Source organism: Streptomyces sp. NPDC048211 (assembly GCF_043202315.1).
Taxonomy (GTDB): Bacteria; Actinomycetota; Actinomycetes; order Streptomycetales; family Streptomycetaceae; genus Streptomyces.
Genome location: NZ_JBIDAD010000003.1, coordinates 747,826 through 768,485 on the forward strand (window position 1 = coordinate 747,826; position 20,660 = coordinate 768,485).

17 protein-coding genes and 1 pseudogene are annotated in these 20,660 nt (G+C 71.8%); 12 read left to right on the forward strand and 6 right to left on the reverse strand.

Annotated elements, in window-relative coordinates; translation table 11 throughout:
- Positions 1-65 precede the first annotated feature (65 nt).
- Together ACGFZA_RS16140 and ACGFZA_RS16145 are read right to left on the reverse strand one after the other, a co-directional pair.
- Positions 66-434: a VOC family protein gene (locus tag ACGFZA_RS16140; RefSeq protein ID WP_385271722.1), complete on the reverse strand. Its 369-nt coding sequence runs from the start codon at positions 432-434 to the stop codon at positions 66-68.
- A gap of 176 nt (positions 435-610) precedes the next feature.
- Positions 611-1,318 (reverse strand): SMI1/KNR4 family protein, encoded by a 708-nt coding sequence (locus tag ACGFZA_RS16145; RefSeq protein ID WP_393679614.1) that lies wholly within the window; start codon positions 1,316-1,318, stop codon positions 611-613.
- Positions 1,319-1,506: 188 nt separating this feature from the next.
- On the opposite strand from ACGFZA_RS16145, the gene ACGFZA_RS16150 reads away from it, so the two are divergent.
- Positions 1,507-2,586: a protein phosphatase 2C domain-containing protein gene (locus tag ACGFZA_RS16150; protein ID WP_393679616.1), complete on the forward strand. Its 1,080-nt coding sequence runs from the start codon at positions 1,507-1,509 to the stop codon at positions 2,584-2,586.
- A gap of 200 nt (positions 2,587-2,786) precedes the next feature.
- Here the strand turns inward: ACGFZA_RS16150 and ACGFZA_RS16155 are convergent, their stop codons facing one another.
- Positions 2,787-3,665, reverse strand: coding sequence for an alpha/beta fold hydrolase (locus ACGFZA_RS16155; RefSeq protein ID WP_385271731.1), 879 nt, complete (start codon positions 3,663-3,665; stop codon positions 2,787-2,789).
- Positions 3,666-3,778: 113 nt separating this feature from the next.
- Here ACGFZA_RS16155 and ACGFZA_RS16160 point away from each other — a divergent pair, with 113 nt between their 5' ends.
- Complete coding sequence (locus ACGFZA_RS16160) at positions 3,779-5,713, forward strand: BTAD domain-containing putative transcriptional regulator (protein ID WP_393679619.1); 1,935 nt, start codon at positions 3,779-3,781, stop codon at positions 5,711-5,713.
- Between the two features lie 343 nt (positions 5,714-6,056).
- Here ACGFZA_RS16160 and ACGFZA_RS16165 read toward each other — a convergent pair whose 3' ends face one another.
- Positions 6,057-6,521, reverse strand: coding sequence for a hypothetical protein (locus tag ACGFZA_RS16165; RefSeq protein WP_393679711.1), 465 nt, complete (start codon positions 6,519-6,521; stop codon positions 6,057-6,059).
- A 287-nt stretch (positions 6,522-6,808) separates the two neighbouring features.
- Here ACGFZA_RS16165 and ACGFZA_RS16170 point away from each other — a divergent pair, with 287 nt between their 5' ends.
- The 4 genes from ACGFZA_RS16170 to ACGFZA_RS16185 all read left to right on the forward strand — a co-directional run bounded on the left by ACGFZA_RS16170 (position 6,809) and on the right by ACGFZA_RS16185 (position 11,536).
- The gene (locus ACGFZA_RS16170) at positions 6,809-7,291 is read left to right on the forward strand and encodes a DUF6643 family protein (protein WP_385271740.1); all 483 of its coding nucleotides are present in this window, start codon (positions 6,809-6,811) and stop codon (positions 7,289-7,291) included.
- 91 nt (positions 7,292-7,382) lie between these two features.
- Positions 7,383-8,204: an MOSC domain-containing protein gene (locus ACGFZA_RS16175; RefSeq protein ID WP_385271743.1), complete on the forward strand. Its 822-nt coding sequence runs from the start codon at positions 7,383-7,385 to the stop codon at positions 8,202-8,204.
- Between the two features lie 155 nt (positions 8,205-8,359).
- The gene (locus ACGFZA_RS16180; protein WP_385271745.1) at positions 8,360-8,965 is read left to right on the forward strand and encodes a hypothetical protein; all 606 of its coding nucleotides are present in this window, start codon (positions 8,360-8,362) and stop codon (positions 8,963-8,965) included.
- A 150-nt stretch (positions 8,966-9,115) separates the two neighbouring features.
- The gene (locus ACGFZA_RS16185) at positions 9,116-11,536 is read left to right on the forward strand and encodes a right-handed parallel beta-helix repeat-containing protein (protein WP_393679622.1); all 2,421 of its coding nucleotides are present in this window, start codon (positions 9,116-9,118) and stop codon (positions 11,534-11,536) included.
- Here the strand turns inward: ACGFZA_RS16185 and ACGFZA_RS16190 are convergent.
- Positions 11,509-14,036, reverse strand: a pseudogene (locus ACGFZA_RS16190) (hypothetical protein); the annotation flags it as partial. The gene ACGFZA_RS16185 and the pseudogene ACGFZA_RS16190 overlap by 28 nt on opposite strands.
- Before the next feature lie 39 nt (positions 14,037-14,075).
- Here ACGFZA_RS16190 and ACGFZA_RS16195 point away from each other — a divergent pair.
- From ACGFZA_RS16195 to ACGFZA_RS16210, 4 genes are all read left to right on the forward strand, one after another.
- On the forward strand, positions 14,076-14,918 hold the full coding sequence (locus tag ACGFZA_RS16195) for a DeoR/GlpR family DNA-binding transcription regulator (protein WP_385271751.1): 843 nt from the start codon (positions 14,076-14,078) through the stop codon (positions 14,916-14,918).
- A gap of 52 nt (positions 14,919-14,970) precedes the next feature.
- The gene (locus ACGFZA_RS16200) at positions 14,971-15,423 is read left to right on the forward strand and encodes an SRPBCC family protein (protein WP_393679624.1); all 453 of its coding nucleotides are present in this window, start codon (positions 14,971-14,973) and stop codon (positions 15,421-15,423) included.
- Positions 15,424-15,552: 129 nt separating this feature from the next.
- Positions 15,553-17,559: a hypothetical protein gene (locus ACGFZA_RS16205; protein ID WP_393679626.1), complete on the forward strand. Its 2,007-nt coding sequence runs from the start codon at positions 15,553-15,555 to the stop codon at positions 17,557-17,559.
- A gap of 115 nt (positions 17,560-17,674) precedes the next feature.
- Complete coding sequence (locus ACGFZA_RS16210) at positions 17,675-18,154, forward strand: SRPBCC family protein (protein ID WP_393679628.1); 480 nt, start codon at positions 17,675-17,677, stop codon at positions 18,152-18,154.
- A 27-nt stretch (positions 18,155-18,181) separates the two neighbouring features.
- On the opposite strand, the gene ACGFZA_RS16215 is transcribed toward ACGFZA_RS16210, so the two are convergent.
- On the reverse strand, positions 18,182-19,333 hold the full coding sequence (locus tag ACGFZA_RS16215; RefSeq protein WP_385271762.1) for a PLP-dependent cysteine synthase family protein: 1,152 nt from the start codon (positions 19,331-19,333) through the stop codon (positions 18,182-18,184).
- Positions 19,334-19,559: 226 nt separating this feature from the next.
- Here ACGFZA_RS16215 and ACGFZA_RS16220 point away from each other — a divergent pair, with 226 nt between their 5' ends.
- Both ACGFZA_RS16220 and ACGFZA_RS16225 read left to right on the forward strand, forming a co-directional pair.
- Complete coding sequence (locus ACGFZA_RS16220) at positions 19,560-19,877, forward strand: hypothetical protein (protein ID WP_393679630.1); 318 nt, start codon at positions 19,560-19,562, stop codon at positions 19,875-19,877.
- Between the two features lie 187 nt (positions 19,878-20,064).
- Entirely contained in the window at positions 20,065-20,586 is a 522-nt protein-coding gene (locus ACGFZA_RS16225) for an ATP-binding protein (protein ID WP_385271768.1), read from the forward strand.
- Positions 20,587-20,660 lie beyond the last annotated feature (74 nt).

The window sequence follows — 20,660 nt, forward strand, 5'->3', positions numbered from 1 at the left end:
GCCACCGCAGAAAGTGGCCCTCCACCGTTGGTAGCCGACGACCACCAGATGTTCCCGGAACAGCGTCACCTGACCTGGATCGGCTGAGTGAGGTTCACGGGGTTGCCGTCGGGGTCCTGGATATGGGCGACGCGCTGCCCCCACGGCATGTCGTTGGGGCTGCCGCTGACCGAGCCGCCCAGCGCCTCCACCCGGCCGAGCGTCTCGTCGACGTCGTCGACACCGATGCTGAGCAGGATCCGCGGCGCCGCCCCAGGTCCCAGGTCCTCCTTGGCCACCAGCCCGAGGTCGGTGTCGCCGATGCGCAGGCCGAGGTAGAAGGGCGGGCCCTCCGCCGGAATCCGGAAGATCTCCTCGGCTCCGAACAATTTCGTATAGAAGCCGAGCAGAACGTCCTGGTCGGCGGTCACGATCACTGGCTGGATGGTGGACATGGCACTCCTGTCACGAACGGTCGCGTCATTGGGTAGACCGTTCGAGGACGGTGAAATCATCGGCGGAACCATTCCGCCGGACGATCTGCCACACGGAATGCCGCCCACCATCAGCACGAGCACCCCGAACGAGGTCACGCCACCCTGCTGACCGGCGGCTTCACGATGTCGCCGCTTCACTGATCGTGGTCGGGAAGCCGGCCTCCAGCGGCGGCGCCTCGCTCGGCGGCGCATGGAGAAGCGCACGAGAACTCGGTGTTGAGGTCTGCATCGATCATGAGCCGGGCGAACCCCAGGTCTCCCACAACAGGACTTGGCGGAACGGGTGGCCCCCAGTCCGGCCGCAGGAGTGCCCAGGAACCGTAATCCAACCACTGCCCGAATCGAACAGGCCGGGCGCCGTCGACGTGATCCAAGGACAGCGGGACGAACAGGCCACAGGTAGCCCGTCCATCCCACCACACCGTGCCCGCCAGAGAGCCGGTCAGAGCCAGCAAGGTGGAGAAGCCGCAGCCATGTTCCTGGATGACGACCGCACCGGCCGTCTTCAGGTCCTCGAACCTGTCGGCCTCCTCGACCCACACACGCCTGGCCTCCCGGTACGCGGCATCGTCCTCGAACGCCTCAGGCTGTGGTTCACGCGCCATCAGCTCGTCGTCCGCCTCTGCGTAGGAGTCGGGATGCGGAAAGGGAGTTGCCAGCAACTCACGCTGTTCCTCGTCGTTCCCGGCCCACCACCAACCACGCCCGGTCCGCTCAAGCCGGAAGAGTGCCCCGCCGGCGCTCACCTCGCGCAGATACACCCGGTACTCATCGGGAAAGGAAACGCCGAGTTCCCATTCGGCCTCGACGATCTCGGCTTCGGTGAGGGGCGGCTCTGTCATGGAACGAGCCTAAGGGTGTCGTGCGGACCATCGGCCCACTCATGCAGACTCCAGGCAGTGAGGACAGCGTCCGCGCGTGCGAGGGGCACCCGGTAGTCGGCGAAGACCTCCCTCGGTTGACCTTCACCTTGGGGGAGCCCACAGCATGAGCGGGCCGGGCGACGTGCCCGGCATGAGGAGGAGCGGGCATGAGGTTGCTGACCATCGGGGCGTTCGCGAAGGCGTCCCGGCTGTCGCCGAAGGCGCTGCGTCTCTACGACGAACTCGGTCTGCTGACCCCCGCTCGTGTCGACCCGGTGACCGGATACCGCCTCTACGCACCGGAACAACTGGACCAGGCCCGGCTGGTCGCCTGGCTCCGCCGTCTGGGGATGCCCCTCGCCCGAATCCAGCAGATCCGCACGCTGGAGGCAGGTCGGGCAGCCCAGGAGATCCGCTCGTTCTGGGCCCAGGTCGAGGCCGACACCGCCGCTCGGCGGGACCTGGCCGCCTTCCTCATCGACCATCTGTCCTGGAAGGACCCTGCTATGTCCCCGACCACTGTGCCCCTGGGAATCCGATACGCCGCACTGTCCGACACCGGCCTTGTCCGTGAGAGCAACCAGGACACCGCCTACGCCGGACCCCGTCTGCTCGCCGTCGCCGACGGCTGCGGCAGCCGAGGAGCCACTGCCAGCGCAGCCGCCGTGAACGCGCTCAGGCACCTCGAAGCCGACAGCATCCCGGCCGGCAGCCTCCTCAACGTCCTCGAAGAGGTCGTCGAACAGGCCGGGCAGGCTGTGCGCGGCATCGCCGGGAACAGCCCTTCACCCGAGGAGACCGGCACGACACTCACCGCGATGCTCTGGACCGGATCGCAGCTGGCCCTCGTTCACATAGGCGACTCCCGTGTCTACCTCCTGCGGGACGGAGAGCTGTTCCAGATCACCCAGGACCACACCATGGTCCAGTCCATGGTCGACGAGGGACGCCTCAGCCCGGAGGAAGCCGCCTCCCACCCCCAACGGTCGTTGTTGGTCCGGGCCCTGGGCCAGGGAGCCCACACCACCCCCGACATGCGTCTCCGCGACGCCCAGCGGGAAGACCGCTATCTGCTCTGCTCCGACGGCCTGTCGACCGTCGTACCGACCGAAGAGATGCGTCGTGTGCTCTCCGAGATCCGGGAACCCGAGCAGGCGGTCCGCGAACTCATCGCCCTCGCCAACGGCGCAGGCGGCCCGGACAACGTCAGCTGCGTGGTTGCCGACGTCCTGGAGCTCCCGCAGTAGGAGCGAGCGGTGCGGGCGTGGAGTTGCGCCGGGCTTCGGCCGTTCGTCGTACCCGTGGAGAGGCCGGGCGGCATCACCGGGGCACCCGGGACGGCAGGAGACGCTGACGGCCAGTCAGTACGGCGCCGGCCGACCGGACGTGGCCCCGGCCGCGTCGAGAGCAGGAGGCTCGGCGGGCCGGCGCGTCGGCATCGGGAGGCTCAGCGGGCCAGCAGAGCCTGGATCGCCGCCACGATCTCGTCGGGTGCCTCCTCGGCCATGAAGTGCCCCGCTCGTGTCAGCCGGTGGTCCAGGTCCGGCGCCCACGCCTTCCACACCTCGGCAGCGTCGTAGCCCAACTGCGCGCCCCAGTCCTGCTGGATGACCGTCACGGGCATGGCCAGCTGCGTCCCGGCATCCAGGTCCGCCTGATCGTGCACGACGTCGATCTCCGCCGAGGCCCGGTAGTCCGCGACGATCGACGTCACCGCCGCGGCGCTCGCGCGCAGGTATTCGGCACGCACGTCCCCGGGCATGGCGGTCGGGTCGGTGGCCCAGGTGTCGAGGAACGAGCCGAAGAACGCGTCCGCGCTGCCTGTGATCATCGCCTCGGGCAGGCCCGGAGGCTGCGCCATCAGGAAGAGGTGGTATCCGACCGCCGCCGAGGCGCCGTGCAGGACGTTCCACATGTCGAGTGTCGGCACGATGTCGAGGATGCCCAGGTGCGTGACGGTCTCGGGGTGGTCCAACCCCGCCCGGAAGGCGACCAGGGCGCCCCGGTCGTGACCGACGAGGGCAAAGCGCTCGTGTCCGAGCGCCGCCGCCAGGGTCACGACATCGGTGGCCATGGTCCGCTTGGCGTACGCATCCGGGCAGGTGGCCATCGGCTTGTCGCTGGCGCCGTAGCCCCGCAGGTCGGGGCAGATCACCGTGTGCTCGTCGGCGAGGTACTCGGCGACGTGCCGCCACATCAGGTGGGTCTGGGGAAAGCCGTGCAACAGCACGACCGGGCTGCCGCTGCCGCCGACGGCTGCGGCCAGCTCCACACCGTCCGCACCGGGCAGCCGGATGTGATCGAAGCCCGGAATGGTGAGCGTCATGAGAGACCATCTTTTCGGGTCGGGGACTTGACCGGATTCACCGTGGACGACGGCGATCAGCAACCGATCAGTACGGTCGGGCGCAGCCGGCCCTCGGCACGGAGGATGGGGGCATGCAAATCGATGTGCTCGGTGCGGTGCGGGCCCTCCGCGACGACGGCAGCCCGGTTGACCTGGGCGGCCCTCGCCATCGCGAGGTACTCGCCCGGCTCGTCGCCGCCGAGGGACGCATGGTCACCACCGACGCCCTCGTCGATGACCTGTGGACCGATCCGCCCGTCCGCGCCGTGGGCGCTTTGCGGACGTTCGTCGCCGCGCTGCGCCGTGCCCTCGAACCTGACCGGCCGCCCCGCAATCCGCCGCGCGTCATCGTCACCGAAGGCCCCGGCTACGTGCTGCGCCTGCCGCGCGAGGACGTGGACGTCCATCGGTTCCAGGACACCCTGGCCCGCGCCCGCCGCTCCCCCGACGCGGTGACCGCGCTGGGCGCGGCACTCGCGGACTGGCGCGGACCCGCCTACGCCGATGTGACCTCCTCCGCCTGGGCGCAGCGCGAGCGGGCCCGGTTGGAGGAACTGAGGTTGGAAGGGGTGGAACTGCGCGCCCGCATACTCCTCGGCTCCGGGGCAGGGGCAGACCTCGTCGCCGAACTGGGTGCCCATGTCGCAGAACACCCGTGGCGCGAGCCGGCCTGGGAGCTGCTTGCCCGCGCCCAGTACCGCGCGGGCCGCCAGGCCGACGCGCTGGCCACCCTCCGCCGCGCCCGCGCCATGCTCGTTGACCAGCTCGGACTCGACCCCGGGGCAGACCTCCAGCGTCTGGAGACGGACATCCTCAACGGGTCCGTGCCCCCCGAAGGAGCCCCTGCCGCGTGGAGCGGCGCTGGTGTCCGGCTCGGTCCGCGCACCACCGTGGATCTGGCCCGCACCCTCGCGCTGGCGGGTGGGGACGCCCTCGTCCACTCACGGCGCGACCGCCTCGCCGCCATCCAGGCGGCGGAACGCACAGGTGACCTCGCCCTGACCGCCCGGATCATCGGCGCCTACGACGTACCCGCCATCTGGAGCCGGGCGGACGACCCCGAGCAGTCCCGCGCCGTCGTCGCCGCTGCCGAGCGCACGCTCACCGGGCTCGGCCCGGACGGCCCCGCCGACCTGCGCGCCCGCCTCCTGGCCACGGTCGCTGTCGAAAGCCGCAGCGCCGATCTCTCCGGGGCCGAGCTGAAGCACGCGCGGCACGCGGCGCGTCAGGCCGAGGAACTCGCACGGCACCTCGCCGATCCCGCCCTGCTGGCCTTCGCCCTCAACGGAGTGTTCCTGCACTCCTTCACCCGCCCCGGGCTCGCGCCGGAGCGGGACAGGACCGGCGCCGAGATCCTCGATCTGGCCACCCGGCACGACCTGCCGAACTTCGCCGTGCTCGGCCGGCTCGTCCGCCTGCAATCCGCCTCGGCCCTCGGCGACCTCGACGCCGCGACCTCGCATGCCAAGGCGGTCGACCAACTCGCCGCCACCAGCGAGGCGCCCCTCGTCCCCGTCCTCACGGGGTGGTTCAGGGCCCGGGTCACGGCCGCCCGCAGCGCGGAACCCGGCGGACCGACCGCTGCCACGGCCGCAGCGCACTACCGCGCTGCCGAGAACGCCCTCCGGGCGGCCGGAATGCCGGGGCTGCACCGGGGCCTCTTCCCGCTCGCCCTGCTGGGGCTGCGCCTTTTGCACGGCCGGCCGGCGCCCACCGACCCGCACCTCGACTGGGGCCCGTACCGCCCCTGGGCGCGCCCCCTCGTGCTCCTCGCACAGGGCCGGGACGAGGAGGCTCGTGCCGCCCTCGCCGCGGTGCCCGAACCACCGCGTGACCATGTGCAGGAGGCGCTGTGGTGCCTGACCGCGCGCGCCGCGGCACTCCTCGGTGAGGGCGGCACCGCCGTGCGCGCCGCGGCTGCTCTGCGTACCGCCGGTGCAGAGCACGCCGGCGCCGCCAGCGGAATGCTGACCCTGGGCCCGGTGGCGCGGTACCTGGCTGAGGCGGAGGCGTGCGCCGCGGGGTGAGCGTCCGCGATTCCCGAGCCCCCGTCCGCGCCCGCCCGCGGCCCCGCTGGAATCTGCTCGCCATGCCGTTCAGCCGACCGACCCAACGGGTGCGCCGTCTGGGTTCCGCCGCACCATCCCCGACCAGGCCGCCAAGCACGCGACCGTAAGCGGCGCAACTCCCGCAGGGGCCGGCCTTCGCGATTCGATCCGGCCGACGGCCGCGAGTGCCACATTGTCGAGTGCGGGATCCACCGCTTCGAGAAACACCACGCTGTCGCCATGCGAGAGGACGGGCTCACGGTCCGCCACGAGGCAGCCGTTCTCGTCTCTGCCGTCAGCGAGCGACTACGCCCCTCGGCCGTCATGCGGCGGGATCCACGTTCCACACCACAGGCAGGCCGCTGCCACAGAAGACGCAGACGAAGTCGTCCTCGCGCACGATGTTGTGTTCCTGGCAGTCGGGGCACCGCCGGAACACCATCTCGTGAGTGAAGCCGGAGGGCCGCCCGAGCTCCACGTCGTCCAGAGCACGGGCGACTTCCGGCCAGGAGCTGCCGTCCGGGCAGTATCCGGTGGACTGGTTGCTGACCTCGCTCACGGTCCAGCGGTCCGCCTCACGGATGAAGCTGATCTCGCCGGCGCTCAGAACCATGTCTCCGCCGGCGCAGGCCACGTGCTCGCTCCGTCGGGGCGCCAGGCGAAGAGCAGCGTCCATACCGACCACGAAGGTGAACGGTTCGGCCAGTTCCGCCGACAACCGCCCAGCGATCCAGGCGTCGAAGTCAGCCGCCGAGCCGATCCGGCACCCGCCGCCACCAGGCCGGATCGCGTTCCTCAGCTCCACCGGTCCGACATTCCGTAACTCCGCCCCCGCGCACTCACGTCAGCCAATTCAGAGCACGCCCGACAGCCCTTAGCAGAGCGCCGGTCGGCTGTCACCGTTACGGACCATCCCGCACAGCCCCTCGGCCATGATCGGCCCCACGGGCAGCCCTCTCCCGACGCCGGTCACGCCGACGATTCAGCAGGTCAGGTGGTAAGAATCAGCAAAAAACAGATGACCACAAGATTGGGGCTCCCCAATCAGCACATCGTGGGCTTAACTTAGGTGGCATGACCTCCCCCCGCTCCACCTACGGCGGCGGCTACTACGCCGCGCCGTCGTTCCCCGACACTCCGATCTACGACTCCCTGGTCGCGGAGCGGGGCACGCCTCAGATCGCACCGATCCGAGTGCCCGCCGCGTATGACACCGGCAACAGCTACCTGCCGGCGCTCCCGTCGGCCCTGCCGGCGCTGCCCGCGGCACCCTCCCAGCAGAATCCGGCGTACGGCTACCAGCAGCCGATGGCGCAGCAGGGCTACGCGCCCATGCAGCCGGCGCAGCTGCAGCACGCCCCGGCGCCGTACATCCCGCAGCAGCCTTCCGCCGGCCGCGGGGGCTATCAGTCGCCGCCGCAGTACCAGCAGCAGCGGCCCGCACCGGGTACCGGGTACGAGTCGATGCGTCCGGCGTCGCCGCGGCCCGCACCCGCGCCCGCGCAATCTCCGTACGAGGACCCGTACAACCGCCCGTACCAGGGCCGGGGCTACTAGACCGGAGCTGCGGGAGGGGTGTCCGACACCTCTGGGAGCACCGCCCGCAGGCAGCGAGGGGCCGGTGGGGAGTGGCTGGCAGGATAGGGGCATGCCCTCCCCCGAACTGAGTGCCGTCCACATCCACCCGGTCAAATCGCTGGCCGCGTGCACAGTCGGCGAGGCCGCCGTCGAGCCATGGGGACTCGACGGCGACCGTCGCTGGATGCTGGTCGACACCACGGGCAAGGTGATCACGCAGCGTCAGCAGCCCCGCATGGCGCTGATCTCCGCCACCCCCGTGCCGGGTGGCGGAATCGTGCTGGCCGCGCCAGGGAGCGCGGCGCTCACCGTGGAGGTCCCCGAGCCGCGGGAAACGATCGACGTGCTGCTGCACAGCAGCCGGCTCGACGTGGTCGAGGCCGCGCGGAGTGCCCACGCCTGGCTGGGCGGGTTCCTCGGCACGGAGGTCAGGCTGGTCCATCTCGACGCGCCGGACCGGCGCAGACTCATCAACCCCGCCTACGCACGGCCGGGTGAGACCGTCAGCCTGGCCGACGGCTTCCCCCTGCTGCTCACCACCCTCGCCTCGCTCGACGCCTTGAACGCGCTCATCGCGCAGGGCGACCGCCCCGGCGAGGGGCCGCTGCCGATGGACCGCTTCCGGCCCAACGTCGTCGTGGCCGGCACGGCCGCGTGGGAGGAGGACGGCTGGTCCCGGCTCTCGATCGGCGACGTGACGTTCCGCGTGGTCAAGCCGAGCGCCCGCTGTGTCATCACCACGACCGATCAGCTCACCGCACGCCGGGGCGCCGAGCCCCTGCGCACGCTCGCCCGGCACCGCCGGTCCGGCAAGGAACTGCTCTTCGGCCAGAATCTGATCCCGGACACGTCGGGGGTCATCCGGATCGGGGACCCGGTGCGCGTCCTGTAACCGACAAATCCCGGGGACCCGATAAATCCGGGAGAACCGGGAACTCCCGGGGAGGCGGGGCGGGTTGACGGGGTGAGGTTGCTCTCTCTTCGCCGCTCCGGCGCGCGGACCGCGCCGTATCGGGTTATGACGGATACGGAAGGGGGTGCAGGACTGTGCGAACGTTCACGGGAGTCTGGCGTTGGCGTCACAATCCCCTGCGCCGCGCCACGGACAGGCGCGAGGCGTGGGTGGCTCTGGTGGCGTTTCTTCTGCTCGTGCTGGTGGCGCCGGCGCTCGGCTGGTACTGCGGTGCGCGTACCGACCACGCGCTGCAGGCGTCGGTACGGGCCCAGCAGGCGGACCGCCGGCTCACCGACGCCGTCGTGCTGCGCCGCGTGGCCGACCGGCACCACGTGTCGGACCCCGAGGTCTCCACGGACCGGATGGCGCAGACCACCGTGCTGGCCCGCTGGCACACTCAGGACGGTACGGCGCGCAGCGCCACGGTGACGACCACTTCGCGTGACACCGCGCCCGGCGCACGGGTTCGGATCTGGACCGACCTCGCGGGCAACCCCGCGCTCCGCCCCATGGACGCGCCGACGGCGCACACCCATGCCGCGCTGGCCGGATTCGGGGCGGCGATGCTGACCGTCCTGCTGATCGAGGGCGGGCGGCGTCTGATCGTATGGCGCATGGTGCAACGGCGGTACGAGCGGCTCGACCAAGCATGGGCCAAGGCCGGTCCGGACTGGGGCAGGACGGGCACCGGCAGCTGAAGACCTGCTGATCGGGTCAACTCCCGCCCTTCGCGCGCGCTACGGTGGACCGGCCCGCCCGTCACTCCTTCGAGGGGACCCGGGTGGTCGCTGCCGCGAGGCCGGTGACACGGGCATCACACACGCACGAGGTGGGGGCACAACAGCGCCATGGCACAGGGCACGGTCCAGGTGACGCACACCGGCACATCGCGGTGGCGGCGCCGCACAGGCGAATACGCCTCCCTCACCGCGGCTCTGGAAGCGGCGGCGGACGGTGACGTGCTCACCGTCGCCCCGGGCACCTACCGGGAGAATCTGGTCATCGAACGCGCGGTGACGCTGCGCGGGCCCGAGGGCTCCGTCGGTTCGGTGCGGATCGCCCCTGCCGACGGCGTCCCGCTGACCCTGCGCGCCTCCGCCGTCGTCCAGGACCTGCATGTGGAGGGTCAGGACTCCGCCGCCCCGGCCCTGCTGGTCGAGGAGGGCGCCCCGGAGATCGCCGATCTGCGGATCGTGACGCGCTCGGCCGCCGGGATAGAGGTGCGCGGCGCGGCCCGGCCCACCGTGCGCCGTTGCACCGTCGACAATCCGGCCGGCGTCGGCATTGCCGTACTCGACGGGGCGGGCGGGGTGTTCGAGGAGTGCGAGATCGTCTCGGCCGGGCAGTCGGGCGTCTCGGTGCGCGACGGGGCGCACCCGCGGCTGGAGCGCTGCCGCGTCCATCACGCCTCGGGCGCGGGCCTGTCCGTCACGGGCGAGGGCAGTGGCCTGGAGGCGGTCGGCTGCGAGATCTACGAGATCAAGGGCAGCGGGATACAGGTGTCCGCCCGGGCCGCGGCCCACCTCACCGACTGCACGGTGCACCGGACTTCCGCGGACGGTGTCACGCTGGACACCGATGCCGTGCTCACGCTGGCCGACTGCGACATCCACGACATTCCCGAGAACGCGGTGGACCTGCGGTCCCGTTCGGTCCTCACGCTGACCCGCTCGACGGTGCGGCGGTTCGGCCGCAACGGACTCTCGGTCTGGGACCCGGGCACCCGGGTCGACGCCAACCAGTGCGAGATCCACGACAGCACCGGCGACTACCCCGCGGTCTGGGTGAGCGACGGGGCCACGGTGATACTGGATGCGTGCCGCGTCCACGACGTGCCGGACGCCCTCTTCGTCCTCGACCGGGGCTCGCGCGCCGATGTCGTGGACAGTGATCTGTCCCAGGTCCGCAACACGGCGGTGTCGGTCAGCGACGGGGCGACCGCGCAGCTCGACGACTGCCGGATCCGGGAGGCGTCCACGGGTGCCTGGTTCCGTGACCACGGCAGCGGCGGGACCTTGAACAACTGCACCATCGACGCGGTACAGACCGGAGTGATCGTCACCAAGGGCGCCGATCCGACGATCGAGCGTTGCACCGTCACCTCCCCCGCCGAGGCAGGCTTCTACGTATCTGCCGAGGGGCGCGGAACCTTCCACAGCTGCCGGGTCACCGGCAGCGAGGGGTACGGCTTCCATGTCATGGACGGCTGCCGTACGACGCTGACGCGCTGCCGCACCGAGCGGTGTGCCCGCGGCGGTTACGAGTTCGCGGAGGGCGGGGCCCATGGCGATGCCTCGGCCACCGGGCCGGTCGTCGAGGACTGCAGCAGCGACGAGAGCGGTCTGCGTACCGCCACTCCCCCGCCGCCCACCGTCCTGACCGCCACCCAGTCGACGCCCGGACTGCTGGGCGCGGTCCCCGCACCGCGCTCCGCGGAGCCGGTGGCGGCCGAGCCCGCGCGTACGTCCCAGGCGGTGCTCGGCGAACTGGACGCGCTGGTCGGCCTCGACAGCGTCAAGCGCGAGGTGCGTGCCCTCACCGACATGATCGAGGTGGGGCGCCGGCGTCAGCTCGCCGGCCTGAAGGCGGCTTCGGTCCGCCGCCATCTCGTCTTCACCGGCTCCCCCGGCACCGGCAAGACCACGGTGGCCCGGCTGTACGGCGAGATCCTGGCCTCCCTCGGAGTGCTGGAGCGGGGTCATCTCGTCGAGGTGTCCCGGGTCGACCTGGTCGGCGAGCACATCGGCTCGACGGCCATCCGCACCCAGGAGGCCTTCGACCGGGCACGCGGCGGGGTGCTGTTCGTCGACGAGGCGTACGCCCTGTCGCCCGAGGACTCCGGCCGGGACTTCGGCCGGGAGGCGATCGACACGCTGGTGAAGCTGATGGAGGACCACCGCGACGCGGTGGTCGTCATCGTCGCCGGTTACACCCATGAGATGGAGCGGTTCCTCACCGTCAACCCCGGCGTGGCGTCCCGCTTCTCACGGACGATCACCTTCAGTGACTACGCGCCCGACGAGCTCCTGCGTATCGTCGAGCAGCAGACCGAGGAGCAGGAGTACAGCCTGGCCTCCGGGACCGGGGACGCGCTGCTGAAGTACTTCACCGAGCTTCCCAAGGGGCCCGCCTTCGGCAACGGCCGCACGGCCCGCCAGACCTTCGAGTCGATGGTCGAACGCCATGCGGGCCGCGTCGCGCAGCTTGCCGAGATGAGCACGGACGACCTCACTCTGCTGTTCCCGGAAGACCTTCCGCAACTCCCCTGACGCGTCTCCCGGCCTCGTCCGCCTGATGGGGCACTACGGGGACGAGCCGGGCCAGGAGCGCGGCACGCTCCTCGGCGAAGACGGGGTCCGCCTGGTAGTCGGAGTGCCCCAGCACCGGCTCGGGGAGCGGGTGTTCGGGGGTGCGCCCGTAGACCAGCGGATCCCTCAGCGGGCCCCGGTCCACCTCCGGGCCTGACTCCTCACCGAGGCGGACCTCGCCGCCGATCGGGTCGGTGGCACGCCACAGGTTGCGCCAGCAGTGCACCGACCGGTGCAGCCCGTGCAACTGGACGGGCCCGAAGTAGGCAGGGAACCAGCGCCCGTAGAGTCGTTCGATCGGCGAGCCGTAGGTGAGCAGGGCGACCCGGCCACGGGTCTCGGCAGGCAGTTGCCAGACCGCGGAGGCGGCCAGAACGCTGCCCTGGGAGTGGCCCGAGATGACGAGCCGGCCGCGGGTGCGCGCGGTCCAGCCGGACATGCGTGAGGCCAGGTCGGGAACGGCCCGCTCCGCGTAGCAGGGCGGGGCGAAGGGGTGTGCGGCGCGCGGCCAGAACGTCCCCACGTCCCAGAGGATGCCGATGGTGCGCCGCGCGGAGGCGTCCCGGTAGGCGCGCCGTCCGCAGGCGACGAACAGCAGGAAGCCGAAGCCGATCAGCCAGGATCCGGTGGACTGTGCCGCCTCGGCCACCGATTCCACGAAGGGGCTGCTGCCGTCCATCGCGAGCCCGGGAACCTGCCCGCTCGCCCACGCCCCGCCGACCGCCGCCGCGCCGAGCAGCAGGGTGGCGCCGGAGACCAGGCCCAGCATGCCGGGTGCGGAGTCGGTGAGTGCGGCGGTGGCCCGGGTCCTGGCGATCTGCTTCGTGCGCGCCGGGTCGGGCCGCTCCTCCTCGTACTCCGTGTCGATCTGCGGCTCCAGACGGCGGGCCACGCGATAGGTGCGTACGCCGAGCGCGAGGCCCGGGACCAGGAGGAGGACCAGCAGCACGGGAATGACGGAGGCCTGCCAGCTGAGGAGCACCGGCGGTCCGTCTATGACGGCGCTGCGCCCCATGCCGGGGCTGCCGGGACCGTCGAGCCAGTCCGCGACGCGCTGGGCCACTCCGCCGGTCATCACGCCGCCGAGCGCGCAGGCGAGCATCGCGACGGCGGGGCCGCCGAGGCCGCGCAGCACGGTGCGGGGCTCGGGACTGCGCCGGTACAGGTTCAGTGACACGACGGCGAGGACGACGACGAGCGCGCCCTGGGCGAGCGTGACGACGCGGAACATGACGTCACCGGGGAGCGTGCCGGCGCTGACCCAGCCGGGGCGTGACCAGGCGGCGTGCAGTGCGGCGAGGACGAGCAGGGCCAGGGCGGTCGTGGGCAGGTAGGTGACGACGGCGCGGTCGAGGCGGTTGTCCAGGCGCCGTTCGCTCCGTCCGCGCCGGCAGACCACCCAGATCACGACGAGCGTCCCCGCGATGAGCAGCGCCTCGATCAGCCTCCCGAACACCTCGGGCACCGGTCCGGCGACGGACCGGTCCTGGCGGGCCGCCGCGCCGGTGACGAAGGCGGTGACGGTGAGGAATCCGGCCGCGGTGTGGGCGGCGCGCAGTCGTGCGACGAGCCGGCGTCCGTACCAGAATCCGGGCCGTCCGAGCGCGGGCCGCACCGCGGGAGCCGTGTCCGTGCCGGGGGCCGGCGGCGGTGTGTCCTCCTCCGGGTCCGTGCCGGTGAGCGGTCGCTGCGATTCGTACGCGCTCCAGGTCCGGTTGGACAGGTACCAGAGCAGGACCACCAGCGCGGCCGGCGCCAGGGCGGCCAGGGCGAGACGGCGGCCCGGCTGGGACCACCACCCGCCCTGCGCCGCCGACAGGAACCCCAGCCAGGACCGCTGGTCGGAACAGTCCGGCACGCCCGCGCACTGCCAGGCGGTCAGATCGAGCGCGACTTCGCAGACGGCAGCGGTCAGCAGGACGGTGAGGCTCAGCGCGATGAGGCGGACGACCACCCCGTACAGCCGGATCGCCCGGGGGCGGCGCGCGGCTGCCGGGCGCATCCAGTGGGCGAGGTTGATCACCATGAACGGGAGCAGCAGGAGCCAGAGCGCGCGGGAGCCGTTGCCGGATGTCAGGTTGGACCAGCAGTACGCCTCGGCGATGGGCCGGTCCCGGTAGCGCTCGGGGTGCGCCTCCGCGTCGAGGTCTCCGGAACGCCGGAAGATGGCCGCGGTGGCGTCGCCGGTGACCCGGACGGTGCGCGGATCGACGAGCATCTCCTGAGGCGTCGCTCCTCCCACGCCGTGGACCAGCAGCTCCAGTGCGGGCCCCTCGCTCTGCGGGGCCGGGGTGACAGATGGCACGGGGGTGACTCGCTCTCGAAGGTGGAAGCCCGAAGGGGACGCTGCTGATGCCCGGTCACCAGAGTGCTGGACGGGGCCGGGTGCCCGCATCGTTCCTACGGAATCTCCCCAGTGCGGCGGCCCGCGACACCGCGTGGCAGGATGAGCCGTCGGCATGGAGTGCCGCACGGCCAGAGGGAAGGACCGGGCACAGCGTTGAGCGAGAATCAGAATCTGCTCGCGGAGCAGCGGCGTGCGCTGATCCTCGACGAGGTGCGCAGGCGTGGCGGGGTCAGGGTCAACGAGCTGACCAGGAAGCTGAACGTCTCGGACATGACCGTCCGCCGGGACCTGGACGCGCTGGCCCGCCAGGGCGTCATCGAGAAGGTGCACGGCGGCGCGGTGCCCGTGGTCGAGGCGAGTACGCACGAGCCCGGCTTCGAGGCGAAGTCGGCGCTCGAGCTGACCGCGAAGGAGGACATCGCGCGGGCCGCCGCGTCGATGGCCGTGCCCGGCAGCGCCATCGCGCTCTCCGGCGGTACCACCACCTACGCCCTGGCCCAGCATCTGCTGGACGTGCCGGACCTGACGGTGGTGACCAACTCGGTTAGGGTGGCCGACGTGTTCCATGCGGCGCAGCGTCCGGGCTCGCCCGGCGCGCGGCCCGGTGCCGCGACCGTGGTGCTCACCGGCGGGGTACGGACGCCGTCCGACTCGCTGGTCGGCCCCGTCGCCGACCGGGCCATCGCCTCGCTCCACTTCGATGTGCTCTTTCTCGGTGTGCACGGGATCTCGGTGGAGGGCGGGCTGTCCACGCCGAATCTGGCGGAGGCCGAGACCAACCGCCGCTTCGTCCAGTCGGCGCGGCGCGTGGTGGTGGTCGCCGACCACACCAAGTGGGGCACGGTGGGCCTGAGTTCGTTCGCCACACTGGAACAGGTGCACACGTTCGTCACGGACGCGGGCCTGTCCGGGGGCGCCCGCGAGGAGATGGAGGAACATCTTCCGGGTCTCGTGGTGGCGGGCCGGAGCACGGACGGCGAGCCGTCGCAGGACTGAGCCACGATTCCGCTCAGCTCGCGCCGGGGCCATGACGTCCTAGGATCGTCTTGTGGCCGTCTTCCGCATCGAGCGCTTCACCCCTCTGCCCGCAGCCGAGTCCTGGCGCCGCGTGACGGACTGGGAGCGGCACGCCGCTCATGTCCCGCTGACGACGATCACGGTGCCCACCGGGGTGCCGACCCGGAGCGGAACGGTATTCGTGGCCCGCACCGGACTCGGCCCGCTGGCGTTCGACGATCCGATGGAAGTGGTCCGGTGGTCGCCGCCGGCCGGCAGCCGGGCGGGGATGTGCCGGCTGGAGAAGCGCGGCCGGGTGGTGCGGGGCCGGGCGTCGATCGATGTCTATCCGACCCATGCCGGCTCCCATGTGGTGTGGGTGGAGGAGCTGAGCGTGCGGCTGCTGCCGCGGTGGGGCGATCCGCTGATCGCCGGCGCGGGCCGTCGGATCTTCGGCCGGGTGCTGGACTCCATGCTGGACAGGCCCGCGCAGCCGCACCCCTGAGGGACGGGGCCCGGTCCGCCGCGGCGCGGGTCCGGGCACAGGCGCCATGAGCAGGTGATGTGACCGTCACACGATCGAGTCGTTTGTCGGTGTGACGTCTTTCGCCCACGGCTCAGAAGGCACCGAATCATGCCGATCCACCCACCGCGACAGCGGTCCACCGGCAGTAACGAGCGCCCCGGCGTGCAACAGGCCGAGTCCGCGCTCGTGGAGCACTACCCCCGTCTGGTCCGGATCGCCTATCTGGTCCTGCCGCCACCCCTCGGCCGGCACCGCCGGGTGCTCGCCGCACACGCGCTGGTACAGCGCGCGCTGCCCGGCGGGCGAACCGCGCCCGAAACCCCGGCCCTTACGCGGATCCCGGCGCAGACCCGTGGTACTGCCCACCGTACGGCCGCGGACAGCACCGCCCCGGCGTACGCCTGGATGCGGCTGCGCGTGCTGCGCGCCGCCCTGGCGTATGAACGGCGGCCGCGCTGGTGGCCGGGGCAGCTCCCGGTGCCCGCGGCGCTGCGCCCCTCGCTCCCGGCCGTCTGGGGCCTGCGGCTCCACCCACGGGCCGGCGGTGCGGGTGAACTGGCACTGGACCAGGCGCTGTCGGCGGTTCCCGGGGCCGTACGGGCCGCGTGCGCGCTGCGGCTGCTGGAGGACCTGGACGTCCCCGAGGCGCAGGCCCTGCTGACCCAGGCAGGTGCGACGGACCCGGCAGGGGCGGTGCGGGCCGCGATGCGGCTGGAGGGCGCCGACCGGGCGGAGACCGGGGAACTCCTGCGTTCCGGCGAGTTCGACCCGTGTGTGCTGCAGACGCGTCCCAGCGATCTGCTGCGGCGCAGGCACCGGATGCGGGCGGTCGCGGTGGTCGCGGCGCTGTGCGTGGCGGCCGGCGGTCTGGGCGCGCTGACGGAGCAGGGTACGCCGGCCCCGGCACCCGGCGGCGGCGAGCGCAGCGCGGTCGCTCCCGCACTCGATCCGGCGCAGCTGCTGAGGACCGCGGCCGAGGAGTGGGCGGACACCTCCCGCATCGACTTCACGGCCTGGCCGGCCCGCGGCAGCCGCACCGGGGATCAAGCTCTGTTGCGCCGGGCCTTGCGGGCCTGGGGCCGTGCCCAGGGCGGCACCGCTGTCTCGGCCACACCCGGGACGCTCGCGGTGCCGCCGGCGCAGCCGCCGCAGCTGTTGTACGCGGGTGAGGTGGACGGCGCCGCCGTGGTGCTGTTCCATGACCGCGGCGTGCGGGTGGTGCGCTACGCGGAGCCGCGGGCCGGGTCCGGGGCGCCTGCACTGGACTTCGCCCGGACGGACGGCGCGGATGTGACGACGGGCGCCGCTCTGGTCGTCAGCCGCGACGGAGACCGGGCCCGGTTCCTGATGGCTCCCTGGATTGCGCGAACCACGACGCGCGACCTGCTGTCGCCCAACAGCCCGGCGCGCGCCCTGGAGGTGAACGCGGACGGGGTCACCGCTGCCGTACCGCGGCCGTCACCGGGCGGACGCTGTGACTCCTGGCCGGTGCTCCAGTTGCGCTCGTCCGAACGCATCGTGGAGAACCACGCGTTCCTCCTCACCGACCTGGGCGACCTCGCCCCGGTCCACCTGACGTTCACTCCGGGTCCGGCCGCTCGCGCCGGGGCGCGGCAGCCGAGGGAGGCTACGAGCACTCCCGCCCTGCTGGCCTGGGCCCGCACCGCCTGTTCGCTGACGGCGCTGCGGGGCTCCGGTGTCCGCGCAGTGAACAACTGGAACTTCGCCGAGCAGCGTCTGCCGGAGTCCGGCACTCCGGCCCAGTGGCTCTGCACCCGCGCCGACACCTGGCAGGGGCCCGGGCGCGTGATGGTGCAGTTCTTGCCGCCCAGCGCCTCGCTCACCGGGCCGGGGACGGTGGTGGGGGACGAGCGCGACACCGCACGGTGCAGCAGATTCGGACAGCACGTCCTGGCGGGTACGCGCTGGAGGGCGCCGTCCGGACACTGGTACGTGCTGGCGGCGGGCAGCCGTGCGGTGAGCCGGATCGAGGCCACCGGGGCCGTGCGGGAATCGGCGGCCGGGACGGCGCTCGCGGTCCGGGCGCCGCGGGACGCGCCGGTGGAGCTGACGGCCCGGCTGAAGGAGGGCGGATCGCTCACCGCAGTGCGCTGACCCCGTCCGCGGAGCGCTGGCGATCCGGTTCCGTTGCACCTGACGACTTCTGACGGCCTGCCGGTTATGGTGTGCGCGGCCCCGTCCGCCGCCGATCGCACGGGAGGTGCGTTCCATGGCACGCCGACTCCGCTCCGTGGACCTCGACTTCGTCGAGTCCGCTCCGGTCAGGCTGGTCTTCGCCGCCGATGTGTCCGCACCGCCCGACACCGTGTACCGGGCGCTGGCCGACGACGTCGAGGGCTGGCCCGGATGGTTCACCCAGGTGACCGCGGCGCTGCCGCTCGACGGCGGCGCCGGCCGCGAGGTGCGGCTGCGGGGCGGGATCGCTTTCCGGGAGACGGTCGTCGCCGCCGATCCCGGCGAGCGGTACGCCTACCGCGTCGACCAGACCAACGCCCCCGGTATGCGAGCCCTGTTGGAGGAGTGGCGGCTGACGCCGTCCGGGACCGGCACCCGGGTGCAGTGGACCTTCGCCGCCGACGGTTCGGCGCTGTTCCGGTTCACGTTGCGGCGGGCGCGGGGTGCGGTCGGCCGGTCGTTCCGGGACGCGGTGCGCAATCTGGACCGCCGGCTGTCGGCAGCTGCCGCATGAGGGCCGGATCCCGTCCGGGCGGTTCGCTCACGCCGGACACTCCTCCTGCCCCGGCCAGTTGCCCGTGGCGAGGAAGTGGTCGATCGTCCGCGTGTACGGGGCGATGTCGAGGCCCTGGGCGGCCAGCCAGGTGTCGGAGTAGTACTTGTCGAGGTAGCGGTCGCCCGGGTCGCAGATCAGGGTGACGATACTGCCGGTACGGCCCTGCGCGAGCATCTCGGCGACCAGCTTGAAGGCGCTCCACAGCCCCGTTCCGGTGGAGCCGCCCGCCTTGCGGCCGATGGAGCGCTCCAGGGCACGCACGGCCGCGACGCTGGCCGCGTCCGGGACCTTCATCATCCGGTCGATGGCGCCCGGGACGAAGCTCGGCTCCATCCGCGGCCTGCCGATCCCCTCGATGCGGGAGCCGCGGTCACTGGTGGCGTGGGGGTCGTGGTGCGTCCAGCCGTCGAAGAAGCAGGAGTTCTCGGGATCGGGTACGCAGATACGGGTGTCGTGCTGCATGTAGTGCACGTACCGCGCGATGGTGGCCGAGGTGCCGCCCGTGCCCGCCGTGGCGACGATCCAGGCCGGCTCGGGGTACCGCTCCAGCCTGAGCTGCTGGTAGATGGACTCCGCGATGTTGTTGTTGCCCCGCCAGTCCGTGGCCCGCTCGGCGTACGTGAACTGGTCCATGTAGTGACCGCCGGACTCCGCCGCGAGACCGGCCGACTCCTCGTAGAGCTTGCGCGAGTCGTCGACGAAGTGGCAGCGGCCGCCGTGGAATTCGATGAGCCGGCACTTCTCGGGGCTGGTGGTGCGGGGCATCACGGCGATGAACGGGACGCCGATCAGCTTCGCGAAGTACGCCTCCGACACGGCGGTCGAACCGCTCGACGCCTCGATCACGGGCTTGCCGGGTCGGATCCAGCCGTTGCAGAGCCCGTAGAGGAACAGCGACCGGGCCAGCCGGTGCTTGAGGCTGCCGGTGGGGTGCGTCGACTCGTCCTTGAGATAGAGGTCGATGCCCCAGCTCTCGGGCAGCGGGAACCTCAGCAGATGGGTGTCGGCGGAGCGGTTGGCGTCGGCCTGGACCTTGCGGACGGCCTCCTTGAGCCATGCGCGGTACGTCAGGTCGGTACGGTCGATGTCGACGGTCGCCACGGCTTCGACGTCGTGTCTGTGCTCACTCGTGCCCATCAGCGCGCTTCTCCTCGTACGACCGGTCTCGACGGGCCCCACGATATGCCCCCTACCTGGGCAAACATTGACTTTGATACTCCATAGCCCTGCCTTGGTGCCGCGGGGCGCGACCGGCGGTCCATGGCGTCGGGAATGGACATGTGCGTCCCGTTCCGCCCTGGTGCATACGCCCCTGGATGTGCACACTTCCTCTCAGGGGTGCGATGAAGGGGGCGAAGGGGCCGTGCAGGAACTCGAGTTCAGCGAGACGGGCGTGCGCATCGACCGGTGGGCGCGCTCGCTCACCCGGGCCGGGCAGGTCACCGTCAAGGACGGCAGGGTGGCCCTGCTCACCAGCTACGGCGTGGAGATCGACAGTGCGCCGGTGGGAACGGTGAGCGCGGGCAGACCGTGGTTCGCGGGCGAGAACGCGACGGTGGCGCGGGTCAACGGGACGCGGTACCGGCTGACGATGCCGCGACAGCGCGGCAAGCCCGACGACGCCGCCCCCGCCCACCGTTTCCTCGAAGCGGTGCGCAGGGCGGGGGGCGGGACCGGCTGACGGAGCGGCACGGGAGGGACACCGCGAGTTGCGGAGCCGTGGCGGCTGGGCGACATTGGAGACACGTCACTCATGGTTCACCGGCGGTGACACTGCGATCCAGGCCGCCGGGCCAGAATCAGCAGCCAGCCATCTGCTGGATCCGTTCCTTCGTCTTCTTCCGGACCTACTTCGGGGAGTCGCAGCCGTGATCAGCGAGCCAAGCAGGCACTGCACGGTGGAGCTCCAGGCCCTGCCGTCGCGGATCGGTCAGGTCCGCAGAATCATCTCGGCGCAACTGCGCTACTGGCATCTCGATCCTTTGATCGACCAGGCAGCGCTCGGCGTCACCGAACTGCTGACCAATGTCCACCGGCATGCACAGCCGGACAAATCATGCACCGTCGAGGTCGAGTTGCTGCTCGAACGGCTGACGGTGTCCGTCCATGACCACGACCCACGGATGCCGACCGTGCGCGAGGCCAGTGACTCCAGTACGTCGGGGCGCGGACTCGCACTGATTGCCGCGGTCAGCGAGAGCTGGGGCGTCCGCCCCCGGGACGGTACGGGGAAGGTGGTCTGGTTCACTCTTCCCACTCCCTCCCTGTTCGCCACGCAGCCACCGCACGCGCTGTACGGGGCGACGACCGACGGTCCGTTCGAGTGGAACGGCATCACGGCCACGGAAGGTGTGACGCCTTCCGCGGCACGATCGGTGGTCGTCGGCTGACCCGACGGGACGGGGCGCCCAGCCACGGGCGCCCGACTCAACGGAGCGGGACGCCCCTCCACGGGGCGCCCCGC

Coding starts and splice junctions, on each gene's coding strand:
- ACGFZA_RS16170 (WP_385271740.1), top strand. CDS start 6,809: ATGACCTCCCCCCGCTCCACCTACGGCGGCGGCTACTACGCCGCGCCG.
- ACGFZA_RS16185 (WP_393679622.1), top strand. CDS start 9,116: ATGGCACAGGGCACGGTCCAGGTGACGCACACCGGCACATCGCGGTGG.
- ACGFZA_RS16150 (WP_393679616.1), top strand. CDS start 1,507: ATGAGGTTGCTGACCATCGGGGCGTTCGCGAAGGCGTCCCGGCTGTCG.
- ACGFZA_RS16140 (WP_385271722.1), bottom strand. CDS start 434: ATGTCCACCATCCAGCCAGTGATCGTGACCGCCGACCAGGACGTTCTG.
- ACGFZA_RS16145 (WP_393679614.1), bottom strand. CDS start 1,318: ATGACAGAGCCGCCCCTCACCGAAGCCGAGATCGTCGAGGCCGAATGG.
- ACGFZA_RS16160 (WP_393679619.1), top strand. CDS start 3,779: ATGCAAATCGATGTGCTCGGTGCGGTGCGGGCCCTCCGCGACGACGGC.
- ACGFZA_RS16175 (WP_385271743.1), top strand. CDS start 7,383: ATGCCCTCCCCCGAACTGAGTGCCGTCCACATCCACCCGGTCAAATCG.
- ACGFZA_RS16210 (WP_393679628.1), top strand. CDS start 17,675: ATGGCACGCCGACTCCGCTCCGTGGACCTCGACTTCGTCGAGTCCGCT.
- ACGFZA_RS16155 (WP_385271731.1), bottom strand. CDS start 3,665: ATGACGCTCACCATTCCGGGCTTCGATCACATCCGGCTGCCCGGTGCG.
- ACGFZA_RS16205 (WP_393679626.1), top strand. CDS start 15,553: ATGCCGATCCACCCACCGCGACAGCGGTCCACCGGCAGTAACGAGCGC.
- ACGFZA_RS16215 (WP_385271762.1), bottom strand. CDS start 19,333: ATGGGCACGAGTGAGCACAGACACGACGTCGAAGCCGTGGCGACCGTC.